The sequence below is a fragment of the Streptomyces asoensis genome, assembly GCF_013085465.1.
GTDB lineage: Bacteria > Actinomycetota > Actinomycetes > Streptomycetales > Streptomycetaceae > Streptomyces > Streptomyces cacaoi_A.
This window is the reverse complement of record NZ_CP049838.1, coordinates 3,424,147-3,436,872: the sequence shown is the minus strand read 5'-3', so window position 1 is coordinate 3,436,872 and position 12,726 is coordinate 3,424,147. Positions and strand designations below refer to the sequence as shown.

The 12,726-nt window shown below is 70.5% G+C and carries 10 protein-coding genes and 1 pseudogene; 5 read left to right on the top strand and 6 right to left on the bottom strand.

What is annotated here, in order from left to right; genetic code table 11:
• Positions 1–33: 33 nt before the first annotated feature.
• From G9272_RS15385 to G9272_RS15370, 4 genes are all read right to left on the bottom strand, one after another.
• Entirely contained in the window at positions 34–3,039 is a 3,006-nt protein-coding gene (locus G9272_RS15385) for an eCIS core domain-containing protein (protein ID WP_253267813.1), read from the bottom strand.
• A gap of 130 nt (positions 3,040–3,169) precedes the next feature.
• Entirely contained in the window at positions 3,170–3,796 is a 627-nt protein-coding gene (locus tag G9272_RS15380; protein ID WP_171397111.1) for a class F sortase, read from the bottom strand.
• Between the two features lie 152 nt (positions 3,797–3,948).
• Positions 3,949–4,512, bottom strand: coding sequence for a hypothetical protein (locus tag G9272_RS15375; protein WP_171397110.1), 564 nt, complete (start codon positions 4,510–4,512; stop codon positions 3,949–3,951).
• Positions 4,513–4,756: 244 nt separating this feature from the next.
• The gene (locus G9272_RS15370) at positions 4,757–5,260 is read right to left on the bottom strand and encodes a gamma-glutamylcyclotransferase family protein (protein ID WP_171397109.1); all 504 of its coding nucleotides are present in this window, start codon (positions 5,258–5,260) and stop codon (positions 4,757–4,759) included.
• 177 nt (positions 5,261–5,437) lie between these two features.
• On the opposite strand from G9272_RS15370, the gene G9272_RS15365 reads away from it, so the two are divergent.
• On the top strand, positions 5,438–7,084 hold the full coding sequence (locus tag G9272_RS15365; RefSeq protein ID WP_171397108.1) for a M4 family metallopeptidase: 1,647 nt from the start codon (positions 5,438–5,440) through the stop codon (positions 7,082–7,084).
• A gap of 173 nt (positions 7,085–7,257) precedes the next feature.
• On the opposite strand, the gene G9272_RS15360 is transcribed toward G9272_RS15365, so the two are convergent.
• Positions 7,258–7,611 (bottom strand): hypothetical protein, encoded by a 354-nt coding sequence (locus G9272_RS15360; RefSeq protein WP_171397107.1) that lies wholly within the window; start codon positions 7,609–7,611, stop codon positions 7,258–7,260.
• Between the two features lie 546 nt (positions 7,612–8,157).
• On the opposite strand from G9272_RS15360, the pseudogene G9272_RS15355 reads away from it, so the two are divergent.
• The 3 genes and pseudogenes from G9272_RS15355 to G9272_RS15345 all read left to right on the top strand — a co-directional run.
• Positions 8,158–8,523 (top strand): annotated as a pseudogene (locus G9272_RS15355) (ferritin-like domain-containing protein); the annotation flags it as partial.
• A 156-nt stretch (positions 8,524–8,679) separates the two neighbouring features.
• On the top strand, positions 8,680–9,336 hold the full coding sequence (locus G9272_RS15350) for a hypothetical protein (RefSeq protein WP_171397106.1): 657 nt from the start codon (positions 8,680–8,682) through the stop codon (positions 9,334–9,336).
• A gap of 89 nt (positions 9,337–9,425) precedes the next feature.
• The gene (locus G9272_RS15345; protein ID WP_367398550.1) at positions 9,426–10,130 is read left to right on the top strand and encodes a DUF6215 domain-containing protein; all 705 of its coding nucleotides are present in this window, start codon (positions 9,426–9,428) and stop codon (positions 10,128–10,130) included.
• Between the two features lie 125 nt (positions 10,131–10,255).
• Here G9272_RS15345 and G9272_RS15340 read toward each other — a convergent pair whose 3' ends face one another.
• The gene (locus G9272_RS15340; protein WP_171401998.1) at positions 10,256–11,773 is read right to left on the bottom strand and encodes an MFS transporter; all 1,518 of its coding nucleotides are present in this window, start codon (positions 11,771–11,773) and stop codon (positions 10,256–10,258) included.
• 197 nt (positions 11,774–11,970) lie between these two features.
• Between G9272_RS15340 and G9272_RS15335 the strand changes: the two genes are divergently transcribed.
• Positions 11,971–12,717: a TetR/AcrR family transcriptional regulator C-terminal domain-containing protein gene (locus G9272_RS15335; RefSeq protein ID WP_171397104.1), complete on the top strand. Its 747-nt coding sequence runs from the start codon at positions 11,971–11,973 to the stop codon at positions 12,715–12,717.
• Positions 12,718–12,726 lie beyond the last annotated feature (9 nt).

Genomic DNA, 12,726 nt, shown 5'->3' with positions numbered 1-12,726 from the left:
GTGAGGGTTGCGTCCCTCGTCCCCGCCCCGCCGTCACACCTCTGTCGCGTAGACGTGCTCGTACCAGTCACTGCCGCCGTTCGCCGGGTCGTGCCCCGGGTCCTGCTTCCACTCGCTCCTGTCCACCTTGAAGCTCGCGCCCGGCATGAGCAGGACCTCCGCCTCGGTGCCCTGGTACTGGTGGAAGGGGTCGATGTCCCGGCCGTACTTTCCGGTGAGCGTCAGCTCCAGCAGGATCCGGTGCGTCTTCGTGCCGGAGACCCGCTGGCCCCGCATGAAGCCCAGTCCCACGGACTCCTCCCTGCTGGTGCTGTCGAAGGAGGTCGTGAAGACGGAGCCCGGCCGGTAGTTCAGCGCCGCCTGCTTGCCGAGCCGGTAGACCGACTCGTCCCCGCCTGCGTTCCAGTCGCCGCGGAAGACCGTGCCGGTGACGGGAGGCAGCCGGTTCAGCGCCTCCATCGTCATGTCGGCGTGCGCCTTGAGCTCCTCGAAGAGCACGGGGGCGAGGACGTCGATCCGCGCGTCGATGACGACCATCGCCGCCTTCTTGGCCACCGGGTCCGTGCCCCGGGCGTCCGCGAGCTGCGGCTCGATCACCGGATCCTCGTTGAGCGTGGGCACCCACTCCTGACTGGGACTGTCGTTCTGGGCGGCCCAGCTGAGCTGGCGCTTGATCTGGAGCAGTGAGAGGGCCTCGGCGCCGGCGGAGGCCACGCCGCCGGTGCCGTAGGGCGCGTACCCCTCGGGCAGCAGCCGGCTGCGCACCACCGAGTTGATCATCTGGTGTGCTCCGCCGGTGTACGTCATCAGGGCGGTCGCGTGGGCGGGCTTGAACTTCTGCGCGACGGCCTCGGTGGAGGCGCCGTTGTTGTCCGCCTTCCACTTGGCGATGCGCGGCGTGGGCGTCGTGTCGCCCCGTACGAAGGCGTTGTACTTGCCCGGCACCTGGCGGGCCGCGTCCTGGCCGGGCTCCATGAAGCCGCTCGCCGCGGGGTCGACCGCCCGGGGCTTGTCGGCCTCGGCGAGGTACATCAGCTCGTGCGGGAACTGGCCGTTGACGCAGACGTTCTGCCGCAGCTCCTCCTCCGTGAAGGGCGCGATGTTCTGGTACATCAGCGCCGCGCCCTTGCCCGCCTTGCTCGCGGACTCGCCCGGCCCCTTGACCCCGGCCGCCCAGGAACCGCGCAGGATCTCGTAGAGCGAGTGGTCCCAGGACGGCAGCATCCAGCCCATCACGGCCATCCGGTAGTCGAAGACGTCCACCCCGGACACCTTGATCCACTGGAAGGTCTTGAGCATCCGGGTCGTGGTGCCGGACATGCCGGCGACGATCGGGATACCGCGCTCGGCGTTCGCCTTCGGCCAGGCCTCGTTCTGCTGGATCTCCCAGTAGGCGGTGCCCTCGTTCCAGGGCAGCTTCTCGTCCTGGCCCGGATTGCCCACGAAGGCCAGCTCGCGCGTGCTGAGCGGGGCGCCCCGGTCCGAGTAGTCGCGGGGGGTCTTGCGGTTGGCCTCCTTGTCGGCCTCGCTCCGCTCCTTCCGCGGCCCCTGGCTGCCGATCATTTCGAGGGTGTCGCCGGCGAAGGTCTCCGGGTCCGACTGCCACAGCAGGTTCCCCAGCGCGTACGGGTCCTTCTCGTAGTTGTAGCCCTTGCCCTTGAGGCTGGCCGCGGCCCACAGGGGCGGGCGGGACCACCCGTTGAGGAACGCGGAGTGCTTCTTCAGCTCCTCCTGGTCCATGCCGAGGGTGGACGCGAGCTGTGGCTTGGGCCCGATGATGCCGTTGAGGACGTCCTTGAGCGAGAGCTCCGCTCCCTTGTTGTAGTAGGCGGCGTTGTAGACGGCCGTGATCAGCTCACGGACGTTGCCGTCGCGGGAGAAGAAGTCGTTGATCTGGGCGGTGGTCAGCCCCTCGCCCACCTGTCCGGCGCTCGTCCTGTCGTCCTTGAAGAACGACTTGTTGGCGAGTGCCGTGTCCTTGTGTTCCGTGCGGGCGTAGGCGATGAGCAGCTGCTTGAGCCGGGACACGGTCTTGCGGGCCGCGGCGAGCGCCCTCGGATGCCCGAAGGAGTACGCGCCCAGCCGCTTCTCGAACTCCTCGGCCGCCGCCTGCCAGCCCGTCTTCGCGTAGTACTGGGCGTGGTCGAAGGGCGCCTCGCCGTCGCCGAAGCGCTGGACGGCGATCTCCCCGCCGGCGTGTGCGGGAGCGGCCGCCGTCCGCTGCACGGGCGCCGCTTCGGTGGGCGCGGGACCGGCCAGGACACGGCGGGCGTTCTCCTCCGCCGCGCGTTCGAAGCGGTCGGAGGGGTCAGAGATGCTGAGCCCCGAGCCGTTGTCGGTACCCGCGACCGGCCCCTGGCGCTGCTGGATGACGTGCGTCAGCTCATGGGCCAGGGTGTGCCGGTCCGCACCGCCGGCACCGATGACGACATGGCTGCCGGAGGTGTAGGCGCGGGCCCCCACCTCGGCCGCCGAGCGCTGGGCGGTCGGCCCGGTGTGCAGCCGCACGTCGGAGAAGTCGGCGCCCAGCCGCGCCTCCATCTCCGAGCGGACCGCCCCGTCCAGCGGCTGTCCGGCGGCGCGCAGCACATCCGGCACGGACGAACGCTGCACCGGAGCGGACTCGTCGTGCCCGCAGGAGGGCCCGTGCGCGTGGCGCTGCACGGGGGCGGAGTCCCTGTGCCCGCAGGAGGGCCCGTGCGCGTGGCGCTGTACGGGAGTGGAGTCGTTGTGGCCGCAGGCCGGTCCGTGCGTGTGGCGCTGGGCCTGCCGCTGCTGTTCCAGAGTCTGGACGACGGCGGCGTTGCCGGCCGTGCGCTGCAACGCCAGCAGTTGCCCCGCGGACAGCACGCCCCCGGACCCGACGGGTCCGACCGGTCCGGCGAGTCCTACCGGGCCGACCAGTCCTACCGGTCCTACGGGTCCGGACGACACGGCCGGTCCGGAGGACAGGGCCGGACCGGCGGCGGTCGAGCGCGCGGCAGCGGGCGAAGTCCGGGCGGGACGAGCGGCGGTGTCCTGCTGGTCCTGTGAACGCATGCTCCGATCATCGGCCATCTCGCCTCAGGCGGTGGGGAGTTAACCAATCCGCGACAAGACCGAAGCAACCGGCGGGGTGGGCGGGAGACAACGGGAGCGGGCGGGGGCCGGGGACGGTGGCGGTGCCCGGTCAGGCGCGCGAGGACGTGAGATGCGCGAACACGACGACGTTCCCCTGATAGCCGGTCGACTTCGTGTAGCCCCCGCCGCAGGTGATCACCCGCAGCTCCGGCCTGCTCGCCGCCCCGTACACCTTCTCGTCGGGGAAGTCGCGTGCCCGGTAGACCTCGACGGCGTCCACGGTGAACACGGCGACGCTTCCGTCGCGCCGGTCCACCTCGATGGCACTGCCCTTGCGCAGGGCGCCCAGGTCGTAGAAGACGGCGGGGCCGTCGGTGTTGTCGACATGGCCGGCGACGATCGCGGTGCCCGTCTCGCCGGGAGTGGTGCCGGCCTCGTACCAGCCGGCCAGGTTCTCCTTCTCGGCGGGCGGGACGTCGAGGCTGCCGGACGAGGTGAGGGCGAGGCCCGTCAGCGGGGCGTCCACATGGATCGCGGGGATGCGGACGCGGTCGGGCGGTGAGGGCGGCAGCGCGGGGGCGGACCGGGCCCGTACGTCCGGGCCGGCCGAGTGGGCCTGGGCCGCGGACGGCTGCGGCGGGGCGTGTGTCTCCGCGCCGCTGTGCAGCAGCCAGGCGCCGCTGCCGAGAGCGATCACGGTGACGGCCGCTATGGCGGTGTTGCCGACCCTGCGCATCCCAGGACCCTTCTCCGTGACTCTTCGCGTGAACGCTTTCCGTGAATTTCCCGGTCAGGGGAACCCCGTTCCCCCTCCGGGCCGCGAGGGGCGTCGGACCCGGAGGGGGAGGGGACATGCGGTACCGGCGGACGGACAGCGGAGGGTGTCCGTCAGATCCCGTCGCCTCTCGCCCGGCGATGCAGGAGCCAGGTACCGCCCGCGGCGGCGACGGCGAGAGCCGCCACACCGGCCGCGGTCTGTACGGGGTCGGGGCCCAGTGCGCCGCCGACCCCCGTCTTCACACTTCCCCGCGGATGCACCGACTGCCGGTCGGAGGTCAGCACGACGACCAGGTCCCCGGTGACGCGCCGCCCGCCCGCGGCACACTCCGCGACGATCTCGTACGTCCCCGGCTGCGCGCTCGGCGGCACCCGGAACCGCCCGATCGCCTTGCCCTCGTGCGCGCTGGGCGCCAGCGGGAAGCGACCGGCGCCCACCGCCCCGGCGTCGCCCGTCGCCGCTCCGCCGTCCCCGCACGCCGCCGTGTTCACCGAGACCTGCCCGCCCGGCACGGCGGTGGAGGGATACACCTCCAGACTTCCGGCACCGGTTCCGGCGCCGTGGGCGGGTGCGGCGAACCCGGCCGTGGCGATGACGGCGAGCGCGGTACCGGTCAGCAGCTGTCCGGCACGACGGGTGGCACAACGTGCGGTACGACGGGCGATGCGTCGCATCGATGCTCCTTCGAGCTCTTCGAGTCTCCCTGCCCTTCCGAGGTAAGTCGCAGCGGCGCGAGCGCGCTTCCTGAGGGAGCGTCAGGAATGGGATGAATGGGTGTCAGATGTGCGCGCGGGAGAGTGGCCCGTGCGTGGGTTTCACCAGGTCATCGGCGTGTGGACGGCCCGGCACGGAAAAGCGCCCACAGGGCGTGTGAACGGGTGACCGCCGCCGGTGGGCAGCCGCCGGGCCGGGGTGAGGTCACTGCCGTGCGAGCCAGTCCCCGCTCTCGATCAGCTTGCCCCCGGCCCGCAGACCGTCGGCGACGGCGGGCGCGGCGACGTACACCCAGGCGCGTACGAGGGGAACCCCGCCCGCGCGGACCGCACCACGCTCACCCCCATCCCCATCCCCATCCCCATCCCCATCCCCATCCGCACCCCCATCTCCATCCCCATGCACTTGCACCTCGCGCTCGACGCGCTCGTACAGGTTGCGCGGGTCGCCCGGTACGTACTCCTCCAGCCGGTCGAGCTCGGCGAGCAGCCGCGCGTACGCCCGCGGGAGGGGTGTGACGAGTTCGCCGGCCACCGTCCCGCCCGGCTCCTCCACCGCGTAGGGATAGCCGGGTCCCTGGTAGAGCACCGCCCCGGCCAGCCGGGCCGGTTCCTCGCGGAGGGTGCGACCGCGCAGGAGGAGGTCGTGGTTGACCTCGCCGGGGCGGAGGGTGCCGTAGACGAAGAAGGGGAGTTCCGGGGCGCTCACGGAAACGATTCTCTCCCCTCACCGCCCCCTCACCGGTCCATCGCGCATGCGCTATGGACATGACATGTCATGCCCTCTTAAATGCCAGGACGACATCAGCGCCACCTCCACAGGCCACCCACAGGCCACCCCCACACGCGCCCCCACGGCGCCTTCTCGAGGAGACCGAAGACACTGATGAGTCGGATACGGCAGCACGTCCGAGGTTCCCGTCTCGCCACCGCCGGTATCGCCGCCACCACGGCCACGCTCCTGGCCGCCGTACTCTCCCCGGTCGCCGACGCGGCCGACAGGCCGACCCGGGCGACGGCGCTCGACAACGCGGCGGCGGTCCTCGCCGACCACGCGGCGACCCTCGGCCTCACCTCCGTACAGGGCACCTCCGTCCGTGACGTGGTCGTCGACAAGGACGGCACCCAGCACGTCCGCTACGACCGCACCTACCGTCAACTCCCCGTCCTGGGCGGTGACTTCGTCGTCCACCTGGCACCCGACGGCGCGTACCGCAGCGCGAACCGGGCGACGAGGACGACGATCTCGCTGGCGAGCATCACCCCGAAGGTGTCCGCCCCCAAGGCCGCCGACGTCGCCGTGAACGCCCTGCGCGCGGCCAACCTCGGCGAGACGCTGAAGCAGGTGAAGGCCAAGCCGCAGCTGGTCGTCGACGCGCTGCACGGCGCCCCGAAACTGGCCTGGCGGACCGACGTCGTCGCCCTGGACACACTCGGCAACCCGGTCGCCCGCGCGGTGCTGACCGACGCGCGCACCGGTGCCCAGATCGACGCGTGGGACACCATCGAGACCGCCACGGGCGACGGCAAGTCCCTGTACGGCGGCACGGTCCCGCTGGAGACGACCCTCTCGGGATCGACGTACCAGCTCAAGGACCCGACCCGCGGGAACACGTACACCGGCGACGCGGCCAACAAGACCGACCTGTGCATCTTCGGCATCTGCATCAGCCGCGCCCCCGCGACCCTCTTCACGGACACCGACAACCACTGGGGCACCGGCGCCACGGCGGACCGCTCCACGGCCGCCGTCGACGCCCAGTACGGCACCGACGTGACCTGGGACTACTACAAGAACGTGCACGGCCGCAACGGCATCGGCAACGACGGCAAGGGCTCCTACAACCGCGTCCACTACGGCAACAGCTACAACAACGCCTTCTGGGACGACAGTTGCTTCTGCATGACCTACGGCGACGGTGACGGCACCCAACTGGGCCCGCTGGTCGCCCTGGACGTGGCCGGCCACGAGATGTCCCACGGCGTGACCTCGAAGACGGCCAAGCTGACCTACTCGGGCGAGTCGGGCGGCCTGAACGAGGCGACGTCCGACATCTTCGGCAGCCTGGTCGAGTTCTACGCCGGGAACACCTCCGACGCCGGTGACTACCTCATCGGCGAGAAGATCGTCCGCTCCGGATTCGGCCGGGACGCCCTGCGCTACATGGACAAGCCGAGCAAGGACGGCAACTCCGCCGACTACTGGAGCAGTTCGGTCGGCAACCTCGACGTCCACTACTCGTCCGGCGTCGCCAACCACTTCGCCTACCTCCTCGCGGAGGGCAGTGGCACCAAGACCGTCAACGGCGTCACCTACAACTCCCCGACATACAACGGCTCGACGCTCACCGGCATCGGCCGCGACAAGCTCGGAGCGATCTGGTACCGCGCCCTGACCGTCTACATGACGTCCTCGACGAACTACGCGGCAGCCAGAACAGCCACCCTGAACGCGGCCCGCGACCTCTACGGCACGGGCACCACGGAGTACAACGCGGTGGCAGCAGCCTGGACCGCGGTCAACGTGAACTGACCTCGCCCCTCGTACGCGACGCGGCCGCCCCGGTCCAGAGAACCTCGGGACCGGGGCGGCCGTGGCGTGGCCACGACTCTCAGCTGTCGGTCACCGTGATGAGCGGCGGTCCGCCGGGAACGGGCAGACCGGGGCCGTTGGGGCAGCCGACCCACAGGGAACGGGAGATATCTCTACTCGTCGTCCTCGCAGGCATCTTCGTCGAAGTTGGCGTCGTAGGCCTTCTCGTACGCCTTATTGTAGGCGCCCTTGTACTTCGTGTAATCCTTCTTCGTGAACTTGTCCTTCTTCGCCTCGGGATTATTGGACTCGCCGTGCTCGCAGTTCTTGCCGTCCTTCTTCCCGGCCTTTTTCCCGTCTGTCTTGCCCTGTTCCTGCGGGGACTTGACTTTGGGGGCCGCTGGGGCGGACACCGCCGGCGCTTGGGCGGTGTCGGCTACCGCCTGAGTCATCAGCGCCGGCGAGAACGCCAATGCTCCGGCGATGAGGGGGCTCGCCGCGATCGCGATGATTCGTTTCGTGTGCATAACTATCCTCATTTTCTTGAGACGGTACGCGCACATGCTGGTGCTTTGACCTGGCCATGACGCCTCCCGGGTGGGGGCGCGGGTGTGGGTGCGGTCAAGGTGCGGCATCCATACCGAGATGCACTGGGCACGATGAGGCCGGTGGATTCCAGCTTGCGGCGCCGACTTCCCTGTGCGCGGACTTGGACTGCTCCTGCGCTTGCGGCGCCTGTAATTCGACCGTAGCGAGTGGCGCCCATTGTGTCCATTTATAGGCCGGATACATGTATTTGACGCCTCAATTGCCGTGAGAAAAGGGCGATGCTCCACGGAAATGGAACGAGTTCGCATCGGTGCCTGCGGCAATCGTCAAAGTCTCATCGATCGGCGCCGCATGCACCTGCCGCGCCGACTCGCGAGGATCACGGAATGCCTCCCGTTCCGATCTGCCGGTCGGCCACTCCTTCCGGGGTAAATGGGCGCCTCGCAGCAGTGGAACGGTTCGGTGTCCGTCTGCGTCGTCTCTCTCCGGGGCGCGGTGGCCGTGTCCCGGACAAGGGGGACCGGGTGCATACGGGCGACTTCGCCAAGTGGACAAGGCGGTTCGAGGACGAGCTTGAGCGCAGGCGCGCCCAGGGTGATCCGGACTGGAGGGAGAGCGCGACACTAAATCCGGCGGTGTGGGCCGGCATCCAGCGTTTCCAGGTCGGCGAGGACGGTGACGGCGCGAACCTCGTCGGCAAAGCGGACCAGGCCGGTGACGCCGACTACGCGCAGGCGGTCCGGCTCTTCATCGCCGAGGAACAGAACCATGCCCGCCTGCTTGCCCGGCTGTTGGCTGCGGGGGGAATGACGACGCTGACCGGACCCTGGAGCGACGCGGCCTTCGTTCGGCTGCGGCGCCTCATGGGCCTACGCATGGAACTGCTGGTGCCCCGCCCCGATGCATGGGCGAGTGAGCGCTGACCACGGACAGCCCACCGTCTTCTGCGACCTGCCAGGTGAGTGCGGGTCAGGCCGCGCCCACGGCGTTCTGGATGGCCGTCGTGGGAGCCCCGCACCTCACGCCCCGGCGTCGACAATGCCCCCGTGGACGAAGAGACCGCGTGTGACCAGGCCGACCTGATCCCCCTCATGCTTCAGCATCTCCACGCCCCGCTCGTCGGGACGTCGTACGTGCGCGGAGTGCTGCCCGCCCCCGGTGGCGCCGATGCCGTGCGGGTTGCCGTCGGGCCCGTAAGTGCCGTGGGCACAGGTGGGTCGACGCTCTACGAGTTTCCGCTCCTCGTCGGTGAGGACTGTGTGACCGCGTACGACGTCATCGGGATGCTGCGCACCCTGTGCGGGGAGGGCGGACGGTCGGCCGGGACGGGGACGGGGACGGGGACGGTGATGGGGATGCCGCTCGTTCCCGTGGACCCGGCGGTCGTGCCGCGGGCCGACGAGACGGCCGCCGATCGGGGGCTTCGGTTGGTGCGGACCCTGGTCCGGGCCACGTGCTTCGACGAGAACCACTCGACGGATCCCCTCCTGCACGGCTTTCTCTTCCTGGACCAGGACCGGGCGCGGCTGTACTTCCGGGCCGACGGACTCCCGGGGGTGACCGCCGCCGACGTCCGGACGACCGGGGCGCTCACGGCGCTGATCGCGGCGCTCCCCTCGCTGGTTCGAGGGGAGGTGGAGCAGATGGTGGCGGACGACGGGGATCCGCACTGCGCGCGGGTACTGGACGTCACCTACTGGTGAGGAACCCGCTTCCCCGTGGCTGGATCACCCGTTACGCTCCCTCAGCGCGCATCCGGCGCGAGCAGGGGGTACCGGGGGTAATGGGGGACATGGCCGAGATAGTTGCCGCGCCCGAGAAGGGCCCGAACGCATGGGCTCAAGCCATCGCGGCGCTGGTGGTGGTCGGGGCGCTCGGGGGCGGGCTGTACGTGATCCAGAAGAACGACGCCGCGGCCGCGGACAAACCGGCGGTCTGCCGCGTCGACGACGAGGACGAGAAGGCCACCAAGGCCGCGAAGGCCGCGCAGCGCATCTCCGGGACGGAGCTGTGCACGGCGCTGAACCGGGCGGACCTGCCGACGCTTCTCGGCACTCCGCAGGAGCGCGCGCTGACGGCCTACGGCAGTGACGGTTCGGTCCAGATGGCGAGCGGCACCGAGATCCCCAGCCCGGAGGGGACCGTCCAACTGGACACGTACACCGTGAAGCTCTCGCGGTCCTATGACGACCTCCCGATCGCGGGGATGGAGGACCTGCTGAACGAAGCGGAGTCCAAGACGGTCCTGGGCCACCCCGCGGTGCTCTACTCGAGCCAGACGATCGCCTTCAGCTTCGACCTCGGCGGCGGCAAGTCCGACGCCGGCCCCGGCGGCATCGCCCGCGCTCTGGTCGTCGCCCCGGACACCAAGGACGGCGGCGGCTCCTACGAACTCGCCATCTGGCGCCAGGACAACGTGCGACCGGACGACACGGCCCTGCTGAGCATCGCGCAGAAGGTCCTGCCCGCGATCCCGGGCTGGACGGCCGCCGGCTGACGACGGACGGCTGATGGCGGCCGGCTGACGGTGGTTCGGCCGCGTCGCACACCGCCGTCCACGCGGAAGGCCGGCACCCGGCACCCCGCAGGGTGCCGGCCGTCTCGGAACGGAAGCCGTGTCGCTCAGGCGGCCGGCTCGGATTCCGCCACCCGGGCCTCGGTCGCGGGCTGCTCCGACTTGCCGTCCCGCATCACCAGGGTCGCCAGGATCGCCGCCGCCAGGACGCCGATCGCGCTGACCGTGAAGGTCGTCGTCATCGAGGCGGTGAAGGCTTCCCGGGCCGCCCGGACCAGGCCCGCGTCCCGGCCGGCCACCGCCAGCGCCCCGCCGATCGACTGCCGGGCCGCCTCGGGGGCGTCGGACGGCATCTCGGCGGCGTAGCCGCTGGTCAGCAGGGAGCCGAGGATCGCGATGCCGAGGGCGGTGCCGGCCTGCTGGATGGTGTCGTTGAGAGCAGAGCCGACGCCCGCTTTGTCCTCGGGGATGGTGCCCATCAGCGCGCCGACGGCGGCCGGCATCGCCAGACCCGCGCCGAGGCCGAGCAGCCCGAGGGCGATGGCCGGGACGGTGAAGCCCGAGTCGGCGTCGACCGTCGTCAGCAGGGCGAAGCAGGCGGTCATCACCAGCATCCCGGACAGGATCACGAACCGGTTGCCGATCTTCTCGGCCAGCTTCACGCCCACGCCGTTGCCGATCAGCGCCGCGACGGCGAGGGGCAGGAAGGCGAGGCCCGCCTTGACGGGGGAGTAGCCGAGGACGAACTGGAGGTACTGGGTGAGGACCAGCAGCAGACCGCCGTTGCCGATCTGGACCAGGGCCAGTGAGAGCGAACCGCCGCTGAAGTTGCGGTGCTTGAAGAGGACCAGCGGGACCATCGGGGTGGACGTGACGTTCTCCCAGATCACGAAGCCGGCCAGGCCGACCACGGCGACCGCCAGCGAGAGCGTCGAGCGGCCGCCGAACGCGCCGTGCTGCGGGAGCTCGATGATCCACCAGACCAGGGCGGTCATACCGACCGCGGAGAGCACCGCGCCCAGCGGGTCGGACTTCTGCCAGGGCGCCCTGGACTCCGGCATCAGGACCACGGCGGCGACGACGGCGAGCGCGACGACCGGGACGTTGATGAGGAAGATCGAGTGCCAGGAGAAGTGGTCGATCAGGACGCCACCCAGGACCGGGCTGCCGACCAGCCCCAGCATCGACACCGAACCCCACGCGGCCATCGCCCTGCCGCGCTCCTCGTCGTCGAAGACGGTGATGAGGATCGAGAGGGTGGACGGCATGATCAGTGCCCCGCCGACGCCCATCGCGGTGCGCACGGCGATCACCTCGCCGGGGTCGGTGCAGATCGTCGCGGCCAGTGAGGCCGCCCCGAAGAGCAGCAGGCCCAGCAGCATCACCCTGCGGCGGCCGAAGCGGTCGCCGAGGCTGCCGGAGGTCAGCAGGAGGCCGGCGAAGACCAGGATGTAGGAGTCCAGGATCCACTGGGTGTCCTGGGCGCTCGCGCCGATGTCCTCGGTCATCGAGGGGACCGCGACGGTCAGCGCCATGCTGTCGATCGTCAGGACCACCGTGCTCAGACACAGCACGACGAGGATCCACCAGCGGCGGGGGTCGCGGGTTTTCACCGGGTTCTCCATGACGGTGTCCTGTCCTTTCGTCGTGCGCACATCGTTCTCTCGTTGCGCACACTGTTCCGTTGGTGGCGTACGGCGTTCCGTCCGATGCGCACACTGTACGCATCACGGAACGGTGTGCGCAACTATCGAACTCTGTACGCTGGGAGCGCACGATGTACGCGACGAGCAGTACGCGATGGAGCAGTACGCACCGAGGAATGGGAGCGCCCGTGGCCGCCAGGACGAAGAACCCGCACCCCGTGCCGTCCGTCTGGGCCCGGCAGCGCCGTGAGCCCGACCAGCCGACGCTCAGCCGGGTCTCGATCGTCCGCGAGGCGATCGCCATGCTGGACGCCGACGGCATCGAGGCGCTGAGCATGCGCAAGCTGGGCGCCCGGCTGAACGCCGGCGCGACCTCTCTGTACCGGCACGTCGCCACCAAGGACGAGCTGATGGAGCTGGCCGTCGACGAGGTCGCCGCCGAGATCCACGTCCCGGACGCGGACGCCCCCGACTGGCGGGTGGCCGTCACCGAGGCCGGCGCCGCCTTCCGCGCGACGAGTCTGCGTCACCCCTGGCTGTCGTCGGTTCTCGGCCAGGCGGGCCTCGCCTACCTCGGCCCCAACCTCATGTCCTTCTCCGAGCGCCTGGCCGCGCTGTTCACGGCCGCAGGCTTCCCGGAGCCGAGCCGCGCCATCGACACCGTCCTGTCGTACGTCATCGGCATGAGCACCACCGAGGCCGCCTGGCTCACCACGGTCGCCCGCTCGGGCGAGAGCGAGTCCGACTTCATCGCCCGCCTCATGCCCGCCGCCCAGGAGGCCGCGGCCGGGCACGAGCATCTCGCCGGCGGCTACGCGGACGCCGCCGCGACGGCCGCCGACCCCGTCGCGCTGCGCGACGAGAAGTTCCGGTACGGCCTGGAGGTCGTCCTGGACGGGCTCGCCCTGCGCCTGCCCGGCTAGCCCGTCGGC